At 70.9% G+C, this 23962-nt stretch carries 22 protein-coding genes and 2 pseudogenes; 13 read left to right on the top strand and 11 right to left on the bottom strand.

Annotation, left to right across the window (positions count from 1 at the left end):
- The first annotated feature begins 112 nt into the window (after positions 1-112).
- Together ACWGDB_RS01485 and ACWGDB_RS01490 are read left to right on the top strand one after the other, a co-directional pair.
- The gene (locus tag ACWGDB_RS01485) at positions 113-1609 is read left to right on the top strand and encodes a hypothetical protein (RefSeq protein ID WP_453820510.1); all 1497 of its coding nucleotides are present in this window, start codon (positions 113-115) and stop codon (positions 1607-1609) included.
- Entirely contained in the window at positions 1606-2550 is a 945-nt protein-coding gene (locus tag ACWGDB_RS01490) for a lysylphosphatidylglycerol synthase transmembrane domain-containing protein (RefSeq protein ID WP_453820511.1), read from the top strand. Before ACWGDB_RS01485 ends, ACWGDB_RS01490 begins: the two co-directional genes overlap by 4 nt.
- 78 nt (positions 2551-2628) lie before the next feature.
- Here ACWGDB_RS01490 and ACWGDB_RS01495 read toward each other — a convergent pair whose 3' ends face one another.
- Together ACWGDB_RS01495 and ACWGDB_RS01500 are read right to left on the bottom strand one after the other, a co-directional pair.
- Positions 2629-3588: a hypothetical protein gene (locus tag ACWGDB_RS01495; RefSeq protein ID WP_453820512.1), complete on the bottom strand. Its 960-nt coding sequence runs from the start codon at positions 3586-3588 to the stop codon at positions 2629-2631.
- A gap of 11 nt (positions 3589-3599) precedes the next feature.
- Positions 3600-5084 (bottom strand): APC family permease, encoded by a 1485-nt coding sequence (locus tag ACWGDB_RS01500; RefSeq protein WP_453820513.1) that lies wholly within the window; start codon positions 5082-5084, stop codon positions 3600-3602.
- 312 nt (positions 5085-5396) lie between these two features.
- Between ACWGDB_RS01500 and ACWGDB_RS01505 the strand changes: the two genes are divergently transcribed.
- Positions 5397-5900: a DUF5709 domain-containing protein gene (locus ACWGDB_RS01505; protein ID WP_453820514.1), complete on the top strand. Its 504-nt coding sequence runs from the start codon at positions 5397-5399 to the stop codon at positions 5898-5900.
- A gap of 15 nt (positions 5901-5915) precedes the next feature.
- On the opposite strand, the gene sthA is transcribed toward ACWGDB_RS01505, so the two are convergent.
- Positions 5916-7319, bottom strand: coding sequence for a Si-specific NAD(P)(+) transhydrogenase (sthA, locus tag ACWGDB_RS01510; protein ID WP_453820515.1), 1404 nt, complete (start codon positions 7317-7319; stop codon positions 5916-5918).
- 211 nt (positions 7320-7530) lie between these two features.
- Here sthA and ACWGDB_RS01515 point away from each other — a divergent pair, with 211 nt between their 5' ends.
- On the top strand, positions 7531-8670 hold the full coding sequence (locus tag ACWGDB_RS01515; protein ID WP_453820516.1) for a sulfite oxidase: 1140 nt from the start codon (positions 7531-7533) through the stop codon (positions 8668-8670).
- 86 nt (positions 8671-8756) lie between these two features.
- Here ACWGDB_RS01515 and ACWGDB_RS01520 read toward each other — a convergent pair whose 3' ends face one another.
- Positions 8757-8963 (bottom strand): hypothetical protein, encoded by a 207-nt coding sequence (locus tag ACWGDB_RS01520; protein WP_453820746.1) that lies wholly within the window; start codon positions 8961-8963, stop codon positions 8757-8759.
- Positions 8964-9092: 129 nt separating this feature from the next.
- Complete coding sequence (locus ACWGDB_RS01525; RefSeq protein WP_453820517.1) at positions 9093-10301, bottom strand: beta-1,3-glucanase family protein; 1209 nt, start codon at positions 10299-10301, stop codon at positions 9093-9095.
- Positions 10302-10778: 477 nt separating this feature from the next.
- Between ACWGDB_RS01525 and ACWGDB_RS01530 the strand changes: the two genes are divergently transcribed.
- Positions 10779-11684: a GNAT family N-acetyltransferase gene (locus ACWGDB_RS01530; RefSeq protein WP_453820518.1), complete on the top strand. Its 906-nt coding sequence runs from the start codon at positions 10779-10781 to the stop codon at positions 11682-11684.
- Positions 11685-11917: 233 nt separating this feature from the next.
- The gene (locus tag ACWGDB_RS01535) at positions 11918-12301 is read left to right on the top strand and encodes a hypothetical protein (protein ID WP_453820519.1); all 384 of its coding nucleotides are present in this window, start codon (positions 11918-11920) and stop codon (positions 12299-12301) included.
- A gap of 37 nt (positions 12302-12338) precedes the next feature.
- On the opposite strand, the gene ACWGDB_RS01540 is transcribed toward ACWGDB_RS01535, so the two are convergent.
- Positions 12339-13244 carry an AraC family transcriptional regulator gene (locus tag ACWGDB_RS01540; protein ID WP_453820520.1) on the bottom strand — a complete coding sequence of 302 codons (906 nt, stop codon included), beginning with the start codon at positions 13242-13244 and terminating at the stop codon, positions 12339-12341.
- Between the two features lie 148 nt (positions 13245-13392).
- Here ACWGDB_RS01540 and ACWGDB_RS01545 point away from each other — a divergent pair, with 148 nt between their 5' ends.
- Positions 13393-14154: an SDR family NAD(P)-dependent oxidoreductase gene (locus tag ACWGDB_RS01545; RefSeq protein WP_453820521.1), complete on the top strand. Its 762-nt coding sequence runs from the start codon at positions 13393-13395 to the stop codon at positions 14152-14154.
- A 285-nt stretch (positions 14155-14439) separates the two neighbouring features.
- On the opposite strand, the gene ACWGDB_RS01550 is transcribed toward ACWGDB_RS01545, so the two are convergent.
- Entirely contained in the window at positions 14440-15327 is an 888-nt protein-coding gene (locus ACWGDB_RS01550; protein ID WP_453820522.1) for a Gfo/Idh/MocA family protein, read from the bottom strand.
- 258 nt (positions 15328-15585) lie between these two features.
- Between ACWGDB_RS01550 and ACWGDB_RS01555 the strand changes: the two are divergent.
- Together ACWGDB_RS01555 and ACWGDB_RS01560 are read left to right on the top strand one after the other, a co-directional pair.
- Positions 15586-16425, top strand: a pseudogene (locus tag ACWGDB_RS01555) (aldo/keto reductase); the annotation flags it as partial.
- A gap of 134 nt (positions 16426-16559) precedes the next feature.
- Entirely contained in the window at positions 16560-18329 is a 1770-nt protein-coding gene (locus tag ACWGDB_RS01560) for an ABC transporter ATP-binding protein (protein ID WP_453820523.1), read from the top strand.
- Between the two features lie 175 nt (positions 18330-18504).
- Here ACWGDB_RS01560 and ACWGDB_RS01565 read toward each other — a convergent pair.
- Together ACWGDB_RS01565 and ACWGDB_RS01570 are read right to left on the bottom strand one after the other, a co-directional pair.
- Positions 18505-18720 (bottom strand): annotated as a pseudogene (locus tag ACWGDB_RS01565) (hypothetical protein); the annotation flags it as partial.
- A 77-nt stretch (positions 18721-18797) separates the two neighbouring features.
- A complete protein-coding gene (locus tag ACWGDB_RS01570) occupies positions 18798-19028 on the bottom strand; it encodes a hypothetical protein (protein ID WP_453820524.1) in 231 nt (76 codons plus the stop codon).
- Between the two features lie 81 nt (positions 19029-19109).
- On the opposite strand from ACWGDB_RS01570, the gene ACWGDB_RS01575 reads away from it, so the two are divergent.
- The 4 genes from ACWGDB_RS01575 to ACWGDB_RS01590 all read left to right on the top strand — a co-directional run bounded on the left by ACWGDB_RS01575 (position 19110) and on the right by ACWGDB_RS01590 (position 22512).
- Positions 19110-19418: a hypothetical protein gene (locus ACWGDB_RS01575; RefSeq protein ID WP_453820525.1), complete on the top strand. Its 309-nt coding sequence runs from the start codon at positions 19110-19112 to the stop codon at positions 19416-19418.
- 82 nt (positions 19419-19500) lie between these two features.
- A complete protein-coding gene (locus ACWGDB_RS01580; RefSeq protein ID WP_453820526.1) occupies positions 19501-20778 on the top strand; it encodes a glycosyltransferase family 4 protein in 1278 nt (425 codons plus the stop codon).
- Complete coding sequence (locus ACWGDB_RS01585; protein WP_453820527.1) at positions 20778-21629, top strand: transferase; 852 nt, start codon at positions 20778-20780, stop codon at positions 21627-21629. The genes ACWGDB_RS01580 and ACWGDB_RS01585 overlap by 1 nt, the downstream gene beginning before the upstream one ends.
- A 25-nt stretch (positions 21630-21654) precedes the next feature.
- Positions 21655-22512 carry an NmrA family NAD(P)-binding protein gene (locus tag ACWGDB_RS01590; protein ID WP_453820528.1) on the top strand — a complete coding sequence of 286 codons (858 nt, stop codon included), beginning with the start codon at positions 21655-21657 and terminating at the stop codon, positions 22510-22512.
- 15 nt (positions 22513-22527) lie between these two features.
- On the opposite strand, the gene ACWGDB_RS01595 is transcribed toward ACWGDB_RS01590, so the two are convergent.
- Together ACWGDB_RS01595 and ACWGDB_RS01600 are read right to left on the bottom strand one after the other, a co-directional pair.
- Positions 22528-23154: a TetR family transcriptional regulator gene (locus ACWGDB_RS01595; protein WP_453820529.1), complete on the bottom strand. Its 627-nt coding sequence runs from the start codon at positions 23152-23154 to the stop codon at positions 22528-22530.
- Positions 23155-23299: 145 nt separating this feature from the next.
- A complete protein-coding gene (locus tag ACWGDB_RS01600; protein ID WP_453820530.1) occupies positions 23300-23950 on the bottom strand; it encodes a TetR/AcrR family transcriptional regulator in 651 nt (216 codons plus the stop codon).
- Positions 23951-23962: the final 12 nt, after the last annotated feature.

Below are 23962 nucleotides of genomic sequence, written 5' to 3' on the forward strand. Positions count from 1 at the left end.
CCCTGCGCGTTAGTTTGTCCGTGTTTGTGATGATTTCTCGGTTCCCCCGTCGGCCAACTCGCCCGGCCGCGGGGCTCGGAACCCTACGACTCGTAGGGGTGAGGGGTGGACGATGGCCCACGGCACGAAGCCCATGCTCACGAGCGTGGGACGGCGCGACGAGACCCTCGCGTCCGGAAGGCCGTGGCAGGCACGCGGCCACGGCCTGCTCGCGGCGGTGGCCGGGGCTTTCACCCTCGCTCAACTCCTCCTCGTACGGCCCTCGATGGGCTTCGGCTGGGACGAGATCGTGTACGTCAGCCAGGTCGGCACCGACGCGCCGGCCGCGTTCTTCAGCGCGCCACGCGCGCGTGGCGTCACCCTGCTGGTGTGGCCCATCGCCTCCTGGTCGTCGTCCACGACACTGCTGCGCGTCTACATCGCCATCCTGTCCGGACTCGCCCTGTACCTGACCCTGCGCGTCTGGCGCGGCCTGTTCCCGGCCCGCGTCCTGGCAGGCGCCGGAGCCCTCTTCGCCTCCCTCTGGGTGACCCTCTTCTACGGCCCGCAGGCCATGCCCAACCTCTGGGTCGCGTTCGGTGCCCTGCTCTGCGTGGGCTGCTTCCTGCGGGCCCGCGCGGACCGCTTCGACCGATGGGCCCTGTGGGGCGTCCTGGCCGGTGCCGCGCTGATGGCGTGGATGCGGCCCACCGACGCCGTATGGGTCACGCTGCCCCTGCTAGTCCTCGTCGTCGCGGTACGGCACTGGCGGCTCGGGGCCGCTCTCGCGGCGGGGCTCCTGGCCGGGGGCGTCCCGTGGGTGGTCGAGGCGTTCGTCAGCTACGGCGGTCTGCGCGAGCGGCTGAACCAGGCCTCCCGCATCCAGGGCGACCTGGGCTGGAACCTCGCCGTCGACGACCAGCTGCGCAGCCTGGTCGGAAACACCTTGTGCAGGCCCTGCAACGGCGAGATGCCCGACCCGGCCGTCTACGCCTGGTGGTTCGTCCTCCCCCTGCTCGCCGCCTACGCGCTCGCAGTCGCCGTCCTGGACGGACGCACCACCCGCACCCTGGTCCCGCTGCTCTGCGCCGCGACGGCCGCCTTCCCGTACCTGTTCCTGATCGGATACGCCGCCCCCCGCTTCCTGCTGCCCGCCTACGCCCTCCTCGCCATCCCGGTCGCGCAGGCGCTGCTCCGCCTGGTCACCAAGCCGACCGGCCGGTGGCGTCCGGCGGTGGCTGCCGTGATCGCGCTCGGTCTGGCCGGGCACCTGGCCGTGCAGTACGCGGTTCTGGACCACACCGTGGACCGCACCACCGGCAACCGTGAGGCCTGGGCTCGCTCCGCCGCCGAACTCCACCGGCTCGGCGTGCGCCCGCCCTGCCTGCTCACCGGGCACGAAGCCATTCCGGTCGGGTACTACACCGGTTGCGACTCCGGCGCGACCAGCGGCAACAACGCCAACACCACCACGGCCGACATCCTGCGGTCCGCCCGAAGGGTCCCGGTCGGCGCCCTCACCAATCCCGGCAGCACACCTCCCCGGTACGCCCGCGGCTGGGAGCTGCACCGCCTCGACGGCCTGGAAGTCCGCATCGCCCCGGCGCGGGGCGCGGGCGGAGGGGCATGACGTCGGAGCAGTTCCTCGCCGCACCCCAGCGCCGACGGACCTATTGGCACGCCCTGCTCACGCTCGCCGTCCTCGTGGCCGTGGTGTGGCTGGCCCGGCGTCACTGGGCCGTGCTCGAGACCGGCGCGGTGCGCCTTGCCGTCGCCGACCGGGGCTGGCTGCTCGTGGCCGCCGCGGCCACGCTGGTGACGTGGCCCTGCTCGGCGCTCGCCCAGCAGGGTGCGGTGCCCCGTCGGCTGCCGCCCGGCCGACTCGTGGCAGGGCAGTTCGCCGCCTCCGCGGCCAACCACGTGCTGCCCGCCGGACTCGGTGCCGGCGCGGTGAACCTGCGGTTTCTCATACGCTGCGGCATGCCGATGGCCGCTGCGGCCACCGCCATCGCGGTCAAGGGCACCGCCGGCGCGGTCCTGCGCGGCGCCCTGATCGCCGTCCTCTTCGCCGCCAATCCCGGTGTGCTGCACCTCCCGCACGTCAGCGGGGGAGTCCTGATCGCCGGGTGCGCCGCGGTCGCCGCCGCGATCGTCCTGCTGAGCGGCCCCCTCCGGCTCCGGTGCCGGCGGGCACCGGCCGCGGCATGGGCGTACATCGTCGCCGTCCACGCGAGACCGGTGAGGGCGGCGGCCCTGTGGGGCGGCTCGCTGGCCTTCGTGACGCTGCACTGCGCCGTGCTGATCGCCGTCAGCCGTGCGGTCGAGCTGCCCCTCCCGCCGGCCCGGGTCGCGCTGCTGTACCTCGCCGCGAGCACCGCGGCGGCCCTGCTGCCCACACCCGGAGGCATCGGCTCCCTCGATGCCGTGCTCGCCCTCGCGCTCACCGCGGCCGGCGCCCCGGCCACCGTGGCCGCCTCCGCCGTACTCGGCTACCGGCTGCTGACGGTGTGGCTGCCGCTGATACCCGGGCTGATCGTGCTCGCCGTGCTCGTCCGGCGCGGGGCGCTGTGAGCGGCAGGTTCCTCGCGGCACACCGTCCGGGCCCGCTGCTATGCGCCGCCCGTTCCCCGACGGCGTGCCGATCGCCGATCACCCCCGCAACCCCACCTCCCTGCGCCACTTGACGAACTGCTTGTCCGGATCGCCGGTGTACGCCCAGGGCGCCCGCGTGGCCCGGCGCTGCAGGATCCGGAACAACGCCGCGGCGATGTCGTGCGCGCCCGCGTGACAGGCCGCGTGGGTCAGGTAGTTGAGGTCGCGGAGCTCGCCGGGGGACACGGTGCTGTCGGCGCGGCCCATGATCCAGCGCTCCCAGGTCCGGCGTACGTCACTGGCGGCGCCGTCGTTGCTCCAGTGCTGTCCGAGACCGACCGAGGCATGCTGCCCCCGGGCCGCGTCCAGGGCGTAGCGGAACTCCTCGACCCGGGCGTACTGCACGAGCACCGGCAACGGGCAGCCGGGCGGTGCCACGCCGGCCGCGTCCCGGGCGAAGTCGTACATCAGGCCGTGGGTGCCGTGCCAGCGGGAGGAGTAGTAGTGCAGCACCTGGAGGTGCCCCTCCACGCTGAACGGGTCGCGCTGGTGCAACTCGTCCCACCAGCGCGCCAGTTCCTGCCGCCGTACGCCCGACGGATACAGCCGCGCCACGGAGATCAGCGAGATCCACGGCGTCGGATCGTCCGGGTAGGAGTCGGCGGCCTTCAGGCACGACAGCACCGCGGTGTCGATGCGCTGCCGGTCGATCGGCACGCCCCGGCCCGCGGTGATCGCCAGGTTGAACGCCCGGGCCGTCTCCGTCGCCGCCCGCAGCACCAGCGCGTCGGCGCTGTGCGGCTCGGCGGCCAGCCACGACTCCGCCGTCGAACTGCTCACGCAGGCCTGCGCGAGCAGCCGGGTCCGATGCCCGCGGACCAGCCAGTCGGGGCCGGTTGCGCGCAGCAGTTCCCGCAGCCCCTGCCAGCGGCCGATGACGATGTCCTGGCGGGCACAGGTGAGGGCGGCGTCACCGCAGTCGGGGTCGAAGTCGGGAACGAAGCGGTCTTTCGCCATCGAGGGCTCTCTCAGAAATCGGTGGGAAGACCCTCGTGGACAAGGGAGTCGGTGCCGGACCTGCTGCCGTCACCGCCGGCGGGAACGTAGTCCGCCTCGACGGTCTCGGCGGCGTCCAGTTTCGCCGGCCGGTAGTAGTCGCTGCCCTGCCGCCAGTACCAGAGCATCGGGATCAGCCCGGCCGCCAGACCGCCGATGCCGATCGTGATCGCGGACGTGCTCAGCTCGCCCAGCGACTCGACGAAGATCCAGAACATGAACAGGGCACCGAACAACGGCCACACGCCGCCGAGTACGAAGTTGCCCACCGACTTCAGCAGCATCCTGCGATAGGCGACGACCACCGCGAGCCCTGTCAGCCCGTAGTAGACGGCGATCTGCAGCCCGATCGCCGAGATGGCGTCGGAGAGGATCTCGCCCACCGTGCCCAGGGAGTTGGCGGCGACGAACATCCCCAGCGCCACCACGCCGACCACCGCGATCGCCACCCACGGCGTGTTCCAGCGGCGGTGCACGCGGCCCAGCGCGGACGGCATCGTACGGTCCCGGCCCATCGCGAACAGCGAGCGCGTGACCTGGATGAGCGTGGTCTCCAGGGTGGCGATGGTGGACAGCATCACCGCAACGATCAGCAACTTGCCGCCCCAGCCCGGCCACACCTCCTCACCGAGCACGGCCAGTACGTTGGCGTCGTTGTCCTGGATCTGCTTCGAGGAGAGGATGACGTTCACCGCGATCGTGAACACCTCGAACAGCAGGAAGACGATGCCGACTCCGATGAGCCCCGCCAGGCCCGTCGTACGGCGGCTGTTGCGGGTCTCCTCGCTGAGGTTGCTGGTGACGTCCCAGCCCCAGTAGTAGAACGCGGCGATCAGCGCCCCCGACGCGAATCCCGTGACCCCGTCGAAGTGGCCGAAGCCGAGCCAGGACCAGTCGAACGCCCGGGCGTTGTCCGCGTGGAGCAGGGCGAGTACCGCGAACACGGCCAGTATTACCAGCTCGACGCCGGACATCACCAGCTGCGCGCGGACGGTCAGCCGCGCGCCGCCCAGCACCACGAGCAGCATGACCAGGAACCAGCCGGCGCCGACCACTGTGGACAGCGCGGTGTTGTCGGCGAGGTCCTCGTCGAAGACGGCGAGCGTCATCGATCCGGCGGGCAGCGAACCGGCCACCATGAAGATGGTCGCCGAGATCACCAGCGCCCAGCCGCTGATGAAGCCCAGGAAGGGATGCAGGGTACGGCCGACCCAGGAGTAACTGGCGCCCGCGTTCACGTCGATCCGGCTGAGATAGCTGTAGGCCAGGGCGATGCCCAGCATGGGTATCGCGCAGTACAGCAGCGCGGCCGGGCTTGCCAGGCCCACCGCGCCGACGAGGACCGCCGTGGTCGCGGCGATCGAGTACGCGGGGGCACTGCCCGCGATCGCCATCACCACCGTGTCGAACGTACCGAGGGCATTGGCCTGCAGCCCTCTTCCCCTGTTGTTGCTCATGGATGCGCTGCTTTCCGTCGTGCACGACGTGGGGGCGGGCCGGCCCCGACGGCGTAAGGGGGTGGGGGGTGGAACAACGCCACGAACCGGAGAGGGATGACCTCGGGTCAGGGGCGGCCGAACGGGGGTGGCGGACACTGTACGCCGTTGCGTCGTCGTGCAGTCACGCCGTGTGTGCGAGTGATGATAGCCACACTCCTTGATGCTTCAAGGGCCATGAGATCTATCGGGGTTGGAGAACGCACAACGGGAAACGCGGTTCAGGACATGCACCGGCACAACCCGCCGCCGCGCGCGAGTGAGGAGGCAGCCATGGGCACCGAACACACGCCCGCAGAGCCGATGGCCGACAACGCGTACCAGCCCGTCGGAGGCAACGAGGAACAGCAGGACGCGGCTCCGCCGGACCTCCAGGACGCCTTGGACGAGCGGACCTACGACGACACCCTCGACGAGGGCTACTCCCCGCCCGAGAAGCCGCTGGGCGTCACCAAGTACGGCACCACGGCCGCCGAACAGCACGCCGGTGAGAGCCTCGACGAGCGGCTCACCCAGGAGGTCCCCGACGTGACCGAGCCCGTCGGTGACGGCGTCGGTGACCTGCCGGGCGGCGACGGCGAACCCGTCGACCCGGAGGCGGGCACCGATCGCGCGGGCCGCCTGGTCGCACCGGACGAGGGCGCCCACGCCGGCACCACCAAGGAGCAGGTCGCCTTCGACCGGGGCATCGACGGCGGAGCGGCCGGCGCGGAGGAGGCCGCGATGCACGTGGTCGAGGACGACGCCGACCTTCCCGAGGGCGGCGTGGACACCTGAGGAGGTTCGGGAGGCTCAGTCCCCGATGTGGTCGATCTGGCGCAGCCTGTTCGTGGCGTCGAGGGCGGCGACCTTGTACGACTCCGCCAGCGTCGGGTAGTTGAACACCGCGTCGACCAGATAGTCGACGGTTCCGCCGCACCCCATCACGGACTGCCCGATGTGGATGAGCTCCGTCGCCCCCGTACCGAAGCAGTGCACACCGAGCAGCGTGCGGTCCTCGGGGGAGACCAGCAGCTTCAGCATGCCGTGCGAGTCACCGATGATCTGCCCACGGGCCAGTTCGCGGTAGCGCGAGATGCCGACCTCGAACGGCACCCGGTCCTCGGTGAGCTGGTCCTCGGTCCTCCCCACGAAGCTGATCTCCGGGATGGTGTAGATACCGATCGGCTGGAGGTTGTGCATCCGGCCGACGGGCTCCCCGCAGGCGTGGTACGCGGCCGCCCGCCCCTGCTCCATCGATGTCGCGGCCAGCGCGGGGAAGCCGATGACGTCGCCGACGGCGTAGATGTGCGCCACCTCGGTGCGGTAGTGCTCGTCGACCGTGATCCGGCCGCGCGGGTCCGCGGTCAGCCCGGCCTTGTCCAGGTCGAGTTCGTCGGTGAGGCCCTGCCGGCCCGCCGAGTACATCACCGCGTCGGCGGGGATCTTCTTGCCGCTCTCCAGGAGGGTGAGGGTGCCACGGGAATGCCGCTCGACCGCGGCGACCGTCTCGCCGAAGCGGAACGTCACCGCGAGGTCCCGCAGGTGGTACTTGAGCGACTCGATCACCTCGACGTCGCACATGTCGAGCATCCCGGCACGCTTCTCCACCACAGTGATCTTGCTGCCCAGCGCGGCGAACATCGAGGCGTACTCCATGCCGATCACCCCGGCACCCACGATCACCATGGAGCGCGGCACCCGCTCCAGCGCCAGGACGTTGTCCGAGTCCAGGATCGTCCGCCCGTCGAACTCCACACTGGCGGGCCGAGCGGGCCGGGTGCCGGTGGCGATGACGATGTGCTCGGCGGTCAGCAGCCGCTCCTGGCCGGTGACCTCGCGCAGGGCGACGGTGTGGGGATCGACGAAGCGCCCCGTTCCGGCGTACAGGGCGACGTGGTTGCGGGACAGCTGGCTGCGGATGACGTCCACCTCGCGGCCGACCACGTGCTGGGTACGGGCGGTCAGGTCGGAGACGGTGATGTCCTCCTTCAGCCGGTAGCTCTGGCCGTACAGATCGCGCTGGGTGAGGCCGGTCAGATACAGCACCGCCTCGCGCAGGGTCTTGGAGGGGATGGTCCCGGTGTGGATGGAGACACCGCCGACCATGTCGGGGCGGTCGACGACGGCGACCCGGCGGCCGAGCTTGGCCGCGGCTATCGCGGCCTTCTGGCCACCCGGGCCGGATCCGATGACGAGCATGTCGAAGTCGGGCACCTTCAGGAGTCTGGCAGCCGCGAGACCCCTTCGAAAGGGTGAGCCGGAAACCTTTGACGACGTGAAGTGCCGGCGGACGGCGATGTGAAGTGCCGGGGGAGACAGGGAAGTTGCGCCTGCACCCTGCCGATGCCGCAAGGCCCCCGCCCACCGCCGGGAGAGCATGCCGGACCCGAAGCCGAAATGCTCGCCATAGGCCGATAATGCAGGTATGGGGCATCGACTCGCCGACGCGAGCGCACCGGCCAGGCTGGCCGCCCCCGAGGAGGGCATCGGCCGGGACGAACTGGCGCTCGCGGCCAGAAATCACGGCCTGCCGCTCGAAGCCCTGCGCCACGACATCACCCCGCCCGGGCTGCACTACGTACTGACCCACTACGACATCCCGTACGTCCCCGACGACACCTCCTGGAACCTGACCCTGGGCGGCCGGGTCCGCCGCCCCCTGCGACTGAACCAGGCCGACCTGCGTACGTTCCCGCAGGTCACCACACGGGTCACGCTGGAGTGCGCCGGCAACGGCCGGGCCCTGCTGACGCCCCGGCCGGTGAGCCAGCCCTGGCTCGTCGAGGCGGTCGGCACCGCCGAGTGGACCGGCGTGCCACTGCGGCTGCTGCTCGCCGAGGCCGGAATCGAGCCCGGAGCGGTCGAGGTCGTCTTCACCGGCGCCGACCACGGTGTCGAGCGCGGCGTCGAGCAGGACTACCAGCGCGCGCTGCCCCTCGACGTGGCCATGGGCGACGATCCCGAGGTGCTGGTGGCGTACGCGATGAACGGCGCCCCCTTGCCCCCGCAGCACGGCCGCCCGCTGCGGCTGGTCGTGCCCGGCTGGTACGGCATGGCGCATGTGAAGTGGCTGTGCGAGGTCACCGTCGTCGACGAGCCGTTCACGGGGTTCCAGCAGGCCGTGGCCTACCGGCTGCGCCGGCACCCCGAGGACGAGGGCGAGCCGGTCACCCGCATCGCCCCCCGCGCCCTGCTCGTCCCGCCGGGCTTCCCCGACTTCATGTCGAGGGCACGCGTGGTCCGGCCCGGGACGGTGACCCTGGAGGGGCGCGCCTGGTCCGGGCGCGCCCCGGTGACGCGTGTAGAGGTCAGCACGGACGCGGGGCGGACCTGGCAGGAGGCCGGGCTGGACCCGGGTGACGGGCATCGGTGGGCGTGGCGCCGGTGGCGGTACGGCTGGACGGCGCTCCCCGGCGAGCACGTGCTGAGTGCCCGGGCCACCGACGCCGACGGTCACACCCAGCCTTTGGACCAGCCCTGGAACCGCGGAGGCTTCGCCAACAACCTCGTGCAGCGGGTGCCGGTGCTGTGCCTGGACGAGGGCGAGGACGAGGCTGGTCGGTGAGGCTGCGGGCAGGGACCAGCCGCACGCGGCCGCCCCGGGTGTCGTCGCGCACCCGTAGGCGGCCCGTGTGAACCTGGCCGGTCAGGCTAGGGCAGCAGCTTGTCGAGGGCGGAGGGACCCTCGGCCTCCAGCTTGCGCTTGGCCCATTCCAGATTGCGCGGGGTGAGGTCCTTGCCTGAGGCAAGCACTATGTCCTCGGGCGACACATCGGTGCCGGTGCGGGCGTGGAGCAGGTCGTCCGGGGTGACGCGCTCCCCGGACGGCCCGGACGCTTCGGGCTGGGACGTCGGCATCATCTCTGCTCCTCGGATCCGGGTGACTTCTTCGGGCCCGGTGCGGTCATCGGGTCTGTTAACACCATTCAACGCCTGAGCAAACCCTGCATCCGGAGCCGCCGGGGGAGCCCCGCGCCCGGGCCCCCGTCAGCCCTCGAACGGCGTGAGTGTCAGCTTGATCCCCGTCGGTGCCGTGTCCTGGATGTACGAGGCGAAGTCCGCGACGTCGTCGAAGGCGAAGCCGTACGCCTTGCCGTCCTCGTGGGCCGCGTGCATCGCCTTGGCGTAGTGGTTGGTCACGTCGGCACGGTAGAAGGTGGCGGCGTCGGTCGTCGGCTGCGCGGGGTGGCCGATCAGCGTCGAGCGGTTGAAGCCGGCGCCGAGGACGGCGGCGACGGGACCGGTCGTGCCGTCGTTGGGGGCGGCGAGATTGCCGTCGCAGAACAGCACGTCCCGTGTCGACGGCTTGGCGAAGGACACCTGAGCGGGCCCGTCGAAGGTGAACCGCTCACCGCGAACCCGCCCCGTGAACGTACCCGCGTTGGTGGTGACGGTGAGGTCTCGCCCGGTGTACGTGCTCCAGACCTCGTCGATGGACGGGGCGAAGTAGTCCTTGGCGAAGAGGCCGGAGTCCAGGCCGTGGCCCGGCGCGACGATACGTGTGTCGTCCACAACGAGCCGCGCGAACTCCTCGACCTGGCGCACGGCGGCGAACGCGGCCGCGCGTCCACCGGCGCGCAGCTTGCCCGTCGTCTGGTCCTTGGCCCCGGTCAGCCGGATGCTCAGCGGCACGCTGAACATGTCGACCATCGTGGTGTTGCAGAACATTCCGGCGGCGTTGAAGGTGAACTCGGCGCAGTCGTGCAGCACCGGGTGGTTCGGGTCCGACGTCACCCAGCCCGCGGGATACTGCAGCGCCGCATTGCCGTTGCCGTCCGCGACGGCCTTGAACTTGAGCTTCGTGCCGAGCGACACATAGATCCGGCCGGACATGTGGGGGAGGGACAGCCGGGTCTCGCCGCCGCCGGACAGGCTGATGGCGTAGTCGGTGAAGCCGTCGGGGCCGTTGTCCGCCAGGGCGATCGGCGCCAGGGTGCCGTCGGGCGTGACGCGCACCTGCCTGCCGTCCTGGTTCCCGACGATGTAGACGTGGACGTTGGCGTTGTCGAAGGAGCCGCTGTCGTTGACGATCGTCAGCGGCAGCGAGTCCGCCGCGGCAGACGCGGCACCGCCCGCGGGCGCATCCGCGAGGGCGTACGGAGCCACGGCGGCGATGGCGGGGACGGCCACCGCCGTGCCGCCGAGGGCGAAGAGAAGCCTGCGTCGACCAAGAGTGCGCTGGTGACGGGGTGTCATGTGGGGGGTCTCCCGGAGTACTTGTGCGGGTACTTGGGCCGCGGTGGCGAGGGGGCACGTAGCGGTGAGAGCGCTCTCGGAACGCGTCTCGTTCGCCACCGACGGGCCCCGATGCTACGCACGCTCGCCGCAACGGCCAACGGGTCTGCATCGTGAGCAAACGTCCCTGAACTGCGGGAACTTGAAAAGCCACGGAATGACCACGACCGCTTAACTCTCCCCTAAGTCCCGCTTAAGCTCCGAGGGCATCCGAGAAGGTCTTGAGAGCGCTCTTGACGACCCTGCACACCCACGCGAAAAACCCATGGACGGACCAGCCGAAGATCACGTACGGTGTGGTTCCACGCCTTGAGACGGACGGAAGGAGGCGAGTGCCGTGCGGTCCACACCTTTCCAGCGCTCCCTTTCCGTTGCCCCGGCGTGTTTCGTCTGATCTGACCGGGAGCGCTCCAAGCAGCCTGTATCCCGGAGGAATCCGTGACCGATCTGGTCATCCGCGCGCTCTCGACGAGCGACGCCCATCTCTTCGACGCACACCCCGACCCGCTGGACGCCCGTGAGGGCCACCTGCGGACCCGTTTCCGCCCCGAGTGGAAGCGAGTTGCCCTGCGCGACGGCACGGTCGTCGCTCGCGGCGCCTGGTGGGGCGGTCCCGACGACTCGGAGCCCATCAACATCAACTGGTTCGACGTGGCCGAGGGTGAGGAGGAGGCCGGCGCCGAACTGCTGCGCTCCGCTCCCTGGCACGTCGAACTCGAGATCAACCTGCCCGGCGACTGGCGGGAGAAGCCCGACCTGAAGGCCGCAGCCGAGGCCCGCTTCGGTGCCGCGCGTGCGGCCGGCTACGAACTCCTGGTGGAACGCTTCCTGTACCGCTGGACCCCGGAACTCGGTCTGCCCGAACGGCCCGGCCGGCTGCGCTTCGTTACCGAGCCCGATGACGCCGTCTTCTTCGACGCACTGCGCCGCATCCACTCCGTCACCCTTGACGCCCACGCGCTGCGGGCCATCGCGGAAGGCGGCCTCGACCAGGCCGCCCAGGAGGAGCTCGACTTCTTCCACTGGTGCCCGTCCCCACGGGAGTGGTGGCAGGTCGCGCACACCCCGGAGGGCGAGCTGGCCGGCATCCACATCCCGGCTCACAACCCCTCCGGCCCGACGATCGGCTTCATCGGGGTCGTCCCGGAACAGCGCGGCCACGGCTACGCCTACGACCTCCTCGCGGAGTGCACCCACTTCCTGGTCGAGCAGGGCGCGGAGTTCGTCACCGGAGCAACGGACCTGGGCAACTTCCCCATGGCCCGGAACTTCGCCAAGGCGGGGTTCCCGGTGGTCAAGGAGCGCATCAACTTCCACCTGGCGGGTGGCCGCAGTGAGCAGTAGCCCCGAGTCGTAGGGGATACCGGGCGGCCCGGACCTCGGTGTCAGGCCCGGGCCGCCCTGGCGGCTTTGCCGGCCCGGCCACTTCCGAGTGGCCAGGCCTTGCCGCCGGTCCAAGCCCTTGGTCCCTGACAGATGTCAGGGACCAAGGGCTCTCGGGGCTGCCTACAGTGCGGGGCGATGAGTGCGGGAAAACCTCCCGCGAGCCGACCCGCCACGGCATCGAAAGGAACGACATGCGCAAGAGGACCGCGGCACTCGCCGCCGCCGGGGCGCTCGCCCTCGTGTTCACCACCGCTCAGAGCGCCGCGGCCGACGGGCACGGCCGCGGTTGGTACGGCGTGTGGGCGAACGGGGTCAACGTCCGCGACATGAACCAGGGCAACTGCTCCACCTCACCGAGCACTTCGAACTGCCCCACGGTCATCGGCCAGATCAACTCCTGGGACGAGGTGCTCGTGTACTGCCAGATCCCGGGCCAGACGGTCGGCGGCAACCCGTACTGGGTGATGGTCTCGCCGCGGGGCTGGGACAAGTACGGGATCGTGTCCAGCTACTACATCGAGAACAGCACCAACTGGATCGACGGCGTACCCGGCCCGAACGGCTGCGCGATCTAGGGCAGGAACCCGGTCCGCCGGACGCTCCCCAGAAGGCTCAGGGCAGGGCCCCCGCCGGTGTGCGCACCGCGTCGCGCAGGCGGGCGGCGTCCTGGCTGGGCGGGGCGCCGAACTGGCGGCGGTACTCGCGACTGAACTGGGACGGGTTGTCGTAGCCGACGCGGTGGCCCACTCCGGTGACGTCGCCCGGGTGGGTGGCGAGCAGCAGCCGGGCCTCCTGGAGCCGGATCTGCTTCTGGAACTGGATGGGGCTCATCGCAGTCACCGCCTGGAAGTTGCGGTAGAAGGCGGAGACGCTCATGCCGGACATCCGTGCCACGTCCTCGACCCGGAAGGGCTGCGCGTAGTGGTCGCGGATCCAGCGCACGGCCCGCGAGACATGGCTGAGACTGCTGTCGGCGAGGCCGAGCTGGCGAACCGTCGCGCCCTGTTCACCGGTGATGACGCGCCACAGGATCTCCCGTTTGACCAGCGGGGCGAGTACCGCCCGGTCGCGGGGTTCGTCGAGCAGGCGCAGGAGCCGGATCACCGCATCCAGCAGGGCGGGCGAGGCGTCGCTGACGGCGATCCCCGACGGCGCACCTCCGGTCGTGCGCGGAGTGTCGGCGGGCCCGGCCCGCAGCAGCAACTCGGCGACGGCGGACGGTTCCAGGACGAGCCCGAACCCCAGCGCCGGCTGCTCGGGGCCGGCCTGGGTGAACTGACCGGTGACAGGTAGGTCGACGGATGCGACCAGGTACTGCCCGGGACCGTACTCGAAGACCCGGTCGCCCAGCGCGAGGCGTTTGGAGCCCTGGGCGATGACCGCCAGCACCGTGCCCGACATGGAGGGCGCCGGCGGATCCGGCCGGTCGACCCTGGAGATCAGGACGCCGTCGACGGCGGTCGTCCAGTCGGGCCGGACGTGCCGGTCCAGCAGGGTGCGGAACTCTTCCAGCTGCATGCCTCCATTGCAGCACTCTCACGTGCCACAGCTCCCGAGGACGCGAGGATCGTGCAAGCGCGAGCGAGCATCGTTATAACGTTTCCGCAGGTCAGGCCGGTTGAATGGAGTCATCGAGCTCCATACGACCGCACCCGGGAGGACCACCATGAAGGTCGCCATCGTCACCGGCGCCAGCTCCGGCATCGGACGGAGCGCCGCGATCGAGATCGCCAAGCGCGGAGTCGGAGTCATCCTGACCTACGGCAACAATCCGCAAGGAGCACAGGAGACCGTCGCCCTCATCGAGAAGGAAGGCGGAACGGCCGTCGCGCTGCCGCTGGACGTCGGCGAGACCGGCACCTTCGACGCGTTCCGCGACACCGTGGCCGGAGTGCTGCGCGACACCTGGCAGCGCGACTCCTTCGACCACCTGGTGAACAACGCCGGCTTCGCACAGACCTCGCTGATCGAGGACACGACCGAGGAGGCGTTCGACAGGCTGATGCGGGTCCTGCTCAAGGGTCCGTACTTCCTCACGCAGAAGCTGCTGCCGCTGATCACGGACGGCGGCGCCATCGTCAACACGAGCAGCAACTCGGCGTCCACGACCACCGGCCTGGAGCCCGGCTACTCGGTGTACGCCGGCATGAAGGGCGGCCTGGACGTGCTGACCCGCTACATGGCCAAGGAGTTCAGCGGCCGTGGCATCCGGGTCAACGCGGTCTCGCCCGGGGCGACCCGCACCCGCCTCGGCGACGACGCCTTCACCCGGTTCCCCGAGGTCGTCCCGGCCCTCGCCGCGAAGACCGCGTTCGGCCGCGTCGGCGAACCCGACGACATCGGCGCGATGATCGCCACGCTCGTCTCCGACGAGAGCCGCTGGGTCACCGCCCAGAACCTGGAGGTGTCGGGCGGCTACAACCTCTAGGTGTGCCGTCCCGGGACGCCTGGCATGCTCCCCCACTCTCGGCTTCGCTCGAGCGGGAGGGGCTCCCACCGCCGCAAAGGGCGAAGGCCCGAGTACGTCCAGTACGAGGGCCTCCGCCCGGCACGCCGAGAGCACGCACCAGACGCCGAGGGGCCCGCCTTCGGGGCGAACGACGGGACTTTGCGGACACGACTCGGTGCCGGGTCGCCCGCCTCCAGTGCTGACCCACTCGCCTCCGGTGCCGATCCACCCGACTCCAGGGCTGGGTTCACCCGCCGCCACTCGTCAGACGTCGGCGTTCAACAACACCTCGGCCGTCGCCAGGATCTCGGTGACCCGTAGACCGAACGCCGCGTCACATGGGTGCGGGCGGCCGGTTCGGGAGGCCGACAGCAGGGCGTCCGCGGCCCGGAGCAGGGCGGACACCGCGCTCTCGGTGCTCTCCGGCAGCAGCGTCACTCCGGCCGTGCCCCGCAGTTCCACGGTGGCTCCCGCCGCGGCGGCCGGTGCCGTGAGGCTCAGGGCCAGGGTGCTGGACGCGCCGCCGGCGTGGTCGAGGACCAGGTGGACGGTGTCGCCGGGCCCGTGTGCGGCCGCCGTCACCTGCCTCGCGTCGCCCAGGACCGGCAGCAGCACGGACAGGGCGTGCGGGCCCACGTCCCACAGTGCGCCCTTGTCCTGCCGCCAGGGCGAGGCCGCGAACGGGTTGCCGTCACCGCTGAACACTGCGCCGAGCCACTCCGCCCGACCCGTGAACCAGCCTTCCACAGCCGCCTGTTCGGTGATCCACGCCTCGGTCTCCGGCTGGAAACGGGTGGTGAAGAAGACGACGGAGGCGACGCCGGCCTCCTCGACCGCCTCGACGACCGCCCGTGCCTGCCCCACCGTGGGCGCGAGCGGCTTGTCCAGCAGCAGATGGCAGCCCGCCCGCGCGGCCCGCGCCGCCAGGTCGGCCTGAATGGCCGGCGGCAGGGCGACGGCCACGGCATCCACGTCGGCGAGCAGCGCGTCGACCTCGTCGTAGGCGCGGACGCCGTAGCTGTCGGCCAGCTCCTTGGTGGGAGCCGTACGGCGGCCCCACACCCCCACGAAGTCCAGCCCGGCGTGCCGGTCCAGGGCGGGAGCATGCGCCATCTGGGCCCACGGGCCGGTGCCGAGCAGTCCGATGCGCATGCCGCCGCCTCTCACAATGCCGTCGATCGATCGAAGTGAGCGTGCCACATCAACCCGGAGGCGGCGCAAGCACTTACGTGCGCGATACCGGCAGCGAGGATTCAGCGTTGGCAGCACTGAATGCATTCGCTTTCTTCTATTGGACCTTGCGTGACCCGAAAGCCACCCTGGAGTCGGTCCGGTGCCGCGTGCGATCCAGGGTGCGGCTCGCCGGGCGACATCGTTTTCCGCGCGACAGCCGAAAGAGGTCATGAGCCCATGCACACCCGCCGCATCGGGGATGCCGAGGTCAGCGCGATAGGCCTGGGCGCCATGCCCATGTCCATCGAGGGACGCCCGGACGAGGCGCGATCCCTCGCCACGATCCACGCCGCGCTCGACGCGGGCGTGACCCTGATCGACACCGCGGACGCCTACCACCGGGACGCCCACGAGGTCGGTCACAACGAGACCCTGATCGCCAAGGCCCTCGCCTCCCACGACCGGGGCGCGGACGTCCTGGTCGCCACCAAGGGCGGCCATCTGCGTCCCGGCGACGGCAGCTGGACGCTGGACGGCAGCCCGCGCTACCTCAAGGAGGCATGCGAGGCATCGCTGAGCCGGCTCGGCGTGGAAGCCATCGGGCTCTACCAGTTCCACCGCCCCGACCCGAGGGTGCCGTACGCCGAGTCGGTCGGCGCCGTACGCGACCTGCTCGACGAGGGCAAGATCCGCTTTGCCGGGATATCCAACGCGAACCCCGAGCAGATCAAGCAGGCGAACGACATCCTCGGCGGTCGGCTGGTCTCCGTGCAGAACCAGTTCTCCCCGGCGTTCCGCTCCAGCGAGCCGGAGCTTCGCCTGTGCGACGAACTGGACGTCGCGTTCCTGCCGTGGAGCCCGCTCGGTGGCATCTCCCGCGCCCGTGAACTGGGCTCCGCCTACGCCCCGTTCGCGCGGGTCGCCGAGGCCCACGGGGTGAGCCCGCAGCGCGTCTGCCTGGCCTGGATGCTCGCCAAGTCGCCGGTCGTCGTCCCGATCCCGGGATCGAGCCGGCCGGAAACCATCCTGGACTCGCTCGCCGCGACCGAACTCACGCTCACCGCGGAGGAGATCGCGGCCTGGACGCGGTCTGAACCACTCCGGGAATCCATTCCCGAACGCGTGTGTACTCTCTCGGGACGGAGCGAGAAAGCGCTTGCTGCACTGCGGGCGTCTGCAATTCGTCCGGAACCCTGGGAAGGACAACGCCGATGGCGTCGTCGCACGAGAGACCCCTCGACCACCGCTACCGCGGCGAACACCCGGTACGCACCCTCGCCTATCTGTTCCGCGCCGACCGCCACCGCCTCGCGGCGGCGGTCGGCGTCTTCACCGTCAAGCACAGCCCGGTCTGGCTGCTGCCGCTGATCACGGCGTCCATCATCGACACCGTCGTCCAGCACCAGCCGATCAGCAGGCTCTGGCTGAGCACCGGCGTGATCATGTTCATCCTGCTGGTCAACTACCCCCTGCACGTGCTGTACGTCCGTCTGCTGTACGGCAGCGTGCGCCGAATGGGCACCAGCCTGCGTTCCTCGCTGTGCACGCGCATGCAGCAGCTCTCCATCGGCTACCACTCGCGCGTCAGCGCCGGAGTGCTGCAGGCCAAGGTCGTGCGCGACGTGGAGACCGTCGAGCAGATGGTGCAGCAGACGGCTGAGACGGGGCTCGGCGCGGGCACCGTCCTGATCGGCGGGCTCGTCATCATCGCCGTACGGACACCGGAGTTCGTGCCCGTCTTCCTCGTCGTCGTGCCCGCCGCCGCACTGGTCGTCGCCCGCCTCAGGGCGCGGCTGCGCACCCACAACGAGCACTTCCGCCACGAGGTCGAGACCCTGTCGTCCCGGGTGACGGAGATGACCCGACTCATCCCGGTCACCCGTGCCCACGGCCTGGAGGGCAAGGCGCTGCGCCGCATGGACGGCACCCTGCACCGGCTGCTGACCTCCGGCATGCGCCTCGACCTCGTCAACGGCCGCTTCGGCTCGCTCGCCTGGGTCGTCCTGAACGTGGTCGGCGTGCTCGTGCTCGCCGGCGCGGCGCTGATCTCGTACTACGACGTCTGGGGCGTCACCGCCGGCGACGTCGTCATGCTGAGCGCGTTCCTGACCACCCTCACCAACTCCACGACCACGCTGGCGGGACTGGCCCCGGTCATCACCAAGGGCCTGGAGTCCGTCCGCTCCGTCGGAGAGGTGCTCCAGGCGCCCGAACTGGAGGACAACGAGGGCAAGGCCGAACTCGCCTCACTGCACGGCGCCGTGACCTTCGAAAAGGTCGGGTACGCGTACGAGGACGACGGCCGGCCCGCCGTACGGGACTTCAGCCTGACCGTCGCGCCGGGGGAGACCATCGCCCTCGTCGGCGCGTCCGGTGCGGGCAAGTCCACCGTGCTGAACCTCGTCATCGGCTTCATCCGCCCGACCTGCGGCCAACTCCTGCTCGACGGCACGGACATGAACACCCTCGACCTGCGCACGTACCGCCGCTTCCTCTCGGTCGTGCCGCAGGAGTCGATCCTCTTCGACGGCACCATCCGCGAGAACGTGGCCTACGGCATGGACGACGCCGACGAGGCGTCGGTGCGCGCGGCGCTGCGTGACGCCAACGCGCTGGAGTTCGTCGACCGGATGCCCCAGGGCCTCGACACCGTGGTCGGCGAGCGCGGGGCACGGCTGTCCGGCGGACAGCGCCAGCGCCTGGCCATCGCGCGGGCCCTGATCCGGGATCCGAGGGTGCTGGTGCTCGACGAGGCGACCTCGGCCCTGGACACCCACTCGGAGGCGCTCGTGCAGCAGGCCCTCGCCCGTCTCCTGCACGGCCGCACCACCTTCGTGGTGGCACACCGGCTCTCCACGGTGCGCGGCGCCGACCGGATCGTGGTCATGGGGGACGGCCGGATCCAGGAGATCGGCACCCATGAGGAACTCCTGCGCCGGAACGGGGCGTATGCCGCACTGCACAGCGGGCAGGTCGCCTGACGCACCCGCTCGGACGGCCGGACTACCGGCCGTCCACCACCCGGCCGAGTTCGATCCGGTCGATGTCCGGCGCCCACGCCGCGGCGTTGCCGAACGTCACCTAGTTCGCGCCCTTCCTCAGTACGACGGGGATGTCCACCGTCCAGTGGTCGTCCGGGCTCCAGGTGTTCTTGAAGGCACCGCCCTCCGGCTTCTGCGAGACGCTGGTGACCTTCAGGGGCTCCAGCGCGGCGTCGCTGGGCACGCCGTCGTCGCTGAGTCCGTACAGCGCGCCGTTGGCGCCGAGCATCACCGGCCCCTCGGAGGCGGACAGGTCCACGATGAGGCGCTGCGGGTCGACCTCGGCCTCGGCACCGGTCGTGGGGCCCGTGGTGGGAAGAGTGGCTGCCATGGTGGCTGCTCCAAGTGCGGCTGATGGCACGGTCGTGCTCTTGTGGGAACCAGAACAGCTGTGCCCGTGTGGGGTGTTCAGACTGTGGCAGGCGGTGCCGGACACGGGATGCGGGCGATCTGCGCGGCCTCCTCCAGCGCACCGTGCCACCAGCTCGGCTGCGCCATGCGGCGGCCCGCGCGCACCTCGACAAGACGGTGGATCGCCTCGTCGGTGACCGGGGCGTGGGCACCAGGGCGCGCCGTCCGGGCAGACCCGCAGCCCGCCTTCGATGACGACCTGATCGCCTTCACACTCGGCGGGGCCATGCTCGGCCGGATCCCTGCGTCGGGCCACCTCGACGGCATGTCGCAGCGCCAACTCACCTTCGTCCGAGGCGCGGTGACGACGTGCAAGGCGATCCGCCCGGCCTGGGGCGGGCACGGCCCTTCCGGCCGCTCGGGCTGCACGGGTGGACGGACGAATGGCCGGCCCTGGGGATGCGGGTCCCCGACGACCGTACGTCGTACGTCTTGGTGTGGCGTGCCGGCGGCGACCCGGAACTGCGCCTGCCCGTGGGCCGCTTGACGGGCCGAGACGCTCGCGTGGAGATCCTGAACCCGTCGTCCGCGGCGAGCTCGGTCGTCGGAACCGGGGACGGGCTGCGGGTGTCGCTGCCGCGCACGCCCGCCGTCGTGCTGGTCCGTCTCGTCGTGTGACCGGCGGCACCGCGATGACCTGCAAGACAACGGAGATATAACAACAGGCAACTAAAGGGGGTTTACCGCGGTCTAGTCCGCCATGAAGATCTCTTTCCTGCTGCACAACGCCTACGGGATCGGAGGCACGATCGCCACCACCTTCAACCTGGCCCACGCCCTGGCCGACCGTCACGAGGTGGAGATCGTCTCCGTGCTGCGGCACCGGGAACGTCCCAACTTCGCCCTGGACCCGAGAGTGTCCTTAAAGCCACTGGTGGACCTGCGGCACGAGAAGGAACACCCCCTGCATCTCAGACCCGCGAAGGTGTTCCCGGTCGCCGAGTACCGCTACCGGCAGTACAGCGAGCTGACCGACCGGCGGATCGGCGAGAGCCTGGCGGCGACCGACGCCGAGGTCGTCATCGGCACCCGGCCGGGACTCAACGTGCACCTCGCCCGCCAGGCGCCGGAGCACGTGATCCGCGTCGGGCAGGAGCACCTCACCCTCGACAACCACCCGCCCCGGCTGCGCACCACACTGCGCCGTGCCTATCGCCGGCTCGACGTGCTGACCACGGTCACGGAGGCGGACGCCGCCGCCTACCGGCGCAAGATGCGGCTGCCCGGCGTCCGGGTCGAGGCACTGCCCAACAGCGTCCCCGATCCGCTGCTGCCCGCTGCGGACGGCACCGCGAAGGTGGTGGTCGCGGCCGGCCGGCTGGTCCCGGTGAAGCGCTACGACCTGCTGATCGAGGCGTTCGCCCAGGTCGCCGCCGCACACCCGGACTGGCGCCTGCGCATCTACGGCAAGGGGGAGGAACACGCGCGGCTGCGGCAGCTCATCGAGAGACTCGGCCTGTACGACAAGGCCTTTCTGATGGGCGCGGCAGCCCCCATGGAAGCGGAGTGGGTCAAGGGCTCGATCGCCGCGAGCGCGTCCAACTTCGAACCGTTCGGCATGACCATCGTCGAGGCCATGCGCTGCGGCCTGCCCGTGGTGAGCACCGACTGCCCCTACGGGCCCGGCGAGATCATCAAGGACGGCGTCGACGGCCGGCTGGTCCCGGTCGGCGACCCCGACGCACTGGCCGCCGCACTGCTCGAGCTCGTCCGCGACGACGAAAGGCGCCGGCGGATGGGCCGTACCGCCGTCCGCAACGCGGGCCGGTTCGCCCCGGTCCCCGTCCTCGAGCAGGCCGAGCGCCTGATCGACGAGGCCACGGCGGCGCGCGGGACCGGGCGACCGGCCCCGGCACCGGAAGGCGCCCCGATAGCGCGCCGAATAGAGCGGGCCCTGGTCAGCCAGGGCTTCGCCGCGCGTGACACCGCGTATGCCGTGGCCTCACGCGCGCTGCGTACGGTACGGAAGGGGCAGTGATGATGATGGAACCCGGGACGGCGAGCGGCACGAACCTGCGCACCGACTGCACGGTCGACTCCGACGGCCGGATCACCTTCGCCCTCCAGCCGTCGTCGGCCGCCGCCCTCCAGTCGTCGGATGCTGCCCACCTGCTTCTGAGGCTTCGCCCCAAGAAGGGGCAGCCCGAGAAGACCCTCCATGCCCTCGACCTGGAACCTGCTGAGGACGGGCGTCTTCGTGCCGTACTGGATCCGCAGCCCGCGCTCGCCGAGGGCCGTTGGGACGTCTACCTGCTCCCCGAGCCCGGTGCGCCACGACAGCGCCTGCGCCCCGGACTGCGTGACCTGCGGACCCTGGTCGACGGCCACCGCAGTGACCGGCAGGCGCCGGTCGCCGTGCGGATTCCGTACGTCACCAAGGACGGCTACCTCGCGCTGCGGGCGTGGCTGCGGGCCGCTCACGCGGAGGTCGAGGGCATCGACATGAGGGACCGGTCGATGACCGTCGGGGCCAGGCTGCACGGCGGCTCGCTCGCCGAGGGTGCCTCTGTGCGACTGCGGTTGCGGGGTGGCGGCGGCACCGTGCTGAACCTTGTGCCGCAGGTCGAGGACGACGGCCACGGTTTCCGGTTCACCGTGGCGTTCGGCGAGTTGGTCGCCGACGGCGGCACCGGGAATCGGGTCTGGGACCTGTTCGTCCAGGCCGGATCCGCCGCGGGGACGGCAGGTGTCCGGATCGGTCGCCTGCTGGACGACGTGGCGGACCGCAAAGAGATCTTCGTCCTTCCCGCGACCGACGTCGGTGGTTCCGTGGTGCGCCCCTACTACACGGTCGACAACGACCTCTCGGTACTTGCGGACAGAACCTGACCGCAAGCCTTCATACGGTCGTTCCATGACTGAGACGCAGAAGATTCTTGTCACCGGTGCCACCGGAACCGTCGGCCGTCAGGTCGTCGCCGAGCTGCTGGCCCGCGGCCACCTGGTCCGGGCGCTCACCCGGGATCCGGCGAGGTCCGACTTCCCGGCCGGCGTCGAGGTCGTCCGGGGCGACCTGACGGAGCCCGACAGCCTGGTCCCGGCCCTGGAAGGCGTCACCGGCCTTCATCTGATCACCTTCGGCGGGGCCTACTTCGCCCCGCTGGAGACCGGTCCGCGCATCCTGGAGCTCGCGCGCGCGGCCGGCGTGCGCAGGGTCACCGTGCTGCACGGCGGCGGGCCGTCCCTGCTGGAGGACGCCGTACGGGCGGACGACGGGGTGGACTGGACCGTCCTCATGCCGGTCGAGTTCATGGCCAACGCCCTCGAGTGGGCGGACGGGATCGTGGCTTCGGACGAGGTCCGCGAGCCCTTCGTCGCCCGGCTCAGCGCCATGGTCCACGAGGGCGACATCGGCGCCGTGGCCGCCGTAGCGCTCACCGAGGAGGGGCACGGGCGCCAGGAGTACGTGATCACCGGGCCCGAACTGCTCACCGTCACCGACAAGGTGACCGCCGTCGCCGCCGCCCGCGGCCGGGAGATCGCTCTCGTCGAGCTGACGGAGGAGCAGGCCGTCGCCCAGTGGCGGGCGGCGGGTCACCCGGAGGACGTGATCGGCTTCCTGCTGGAGGCGTACGGCAACACCCCGGAGGTGGGCCGTACGGTCGCCGGCACCGTCGAGAAGGTCACCGGGCGACCGGCCCGCACCTTCGGACAGTGGGCGGCGGAACACGCCCGCGCGTTCACGGCCGGCTCCGGCGGGGCCGTGTCGTAGGCCTCGCCCAGGTTGCTAACGCCCCGCCGACATCCGGGTCGCCGCGTCGTGGACGACCTGTGCGTGCAGCTCGAACAACGCCACGAGGTCGACGGTCTCGCCCTTGACCTCGCGGTGCACGAACAGGCCGTCGGCGCCCGCGATGGCGTACGTGGTGAGCGTGTCCACGGCGTGCTCGTCCAGGCCGGGGAACAGGGCGGCGGCGACCTCGGCGATCTTCCGGTGGGTGATGTCACGGACCTGGAGGAACGCCGTGCGGCCCCGGGGTTCGGTGGGGCGTCGCTCCAGGGCGAGCATGAGGCCGAGGCGGAGGAAGTCCGGTGCGTCGACGAGTGACTTGGCCACGTTGGCGGCCATGGCGGTCACTCGCTCCAGGGGCGTACCGGTCTCCTCGCCCGGCAGTTCGACGGCCGTGAGCCAGGCCTCGAAGCTGCGCTCGATGACCGCCGCGATCAGGTCGTCCTTGTCCTTGAAGTGCCAGTAGATGGAACTGGCCGGCAGCCCGCACTTGGCGCTGACGGCCGCGATGGACGTGCCGTCGTAGCCGCGCTCACCGGCGATCTCCACGGCGGCGTCGAGGATGCGCTGACGTGACTCCACCCCGTTGGCGCGCTTCTTGCGCGCCGTCTCCGGCCTGGTCATGGGGTGCCCCTCCGGTCGTACAGGGCCGACGGACCTCTGTGAACGATCATGTCCTGAAGCGTCCACTCTAATTGGAGCATCCCCTACAGCAGGAATGGCGGCACTGCAGCAGGAGGGGTGCCCTGGCGGCAGGACCGGTGCTGGGTCAACCGACCAGGGTGTCCACCACATCGAGGTCCGGCAGGTCGAGCGAGCAGATCCGCGCGGCTTCGGCGCCGGGGATCCCGAACTGCCGCAGCAGGCCGCGGGCGACCAGGTCCGCGGACCGGGCGTCGTCGCGGTCGGGCTGGGCGTGGAGCAAGGAGCCCAGCGCCAGTACAGCGGCCGCCGTCATCGTCAGGGCGAGGTCCAGGTCCTCCACCTCGAACCGCCCCGCGTCCACCGCGACCCGGATGTCGTGGAACGCGCGGGGCGCCAGACCGCGCCGGGAGTGGGCCAGTTCGAGCCCCTGGCTCAGCAGGACGCGGCTCAGCTCCGGGTGGCGGCGGTGCAGCCGGCCGGTCAGCCGAAAGCTCTGGGCGAAGGCGACCGCGGGGTCCTCGATGTCCGCGGTGAGGCGGTCCATGAGCGTGCCCCACCACTCCAGGGCCTCCTCGACCGCGACGCGGAAGAGCTCTTCCTTGCTGTCGAAGTGGTTGTAGAAGGAGCCGACCCCGATGTCGGCGAGCTCGGTGATCTCCAGGATCGGAACGTCCGTCCGCCCTTCGGCCAGCAGTCGCTGCGCCGCGCCCACCAGTGCCGTGCGCGTCCGTGCCCTGCGCCGGTCGACGCGCCCGGATGCGGTCCGCTCGGCCATCACACCATCCTC

Source organism: Streptomyces sp. NPDC055013, from assembly GCF_053608645.1.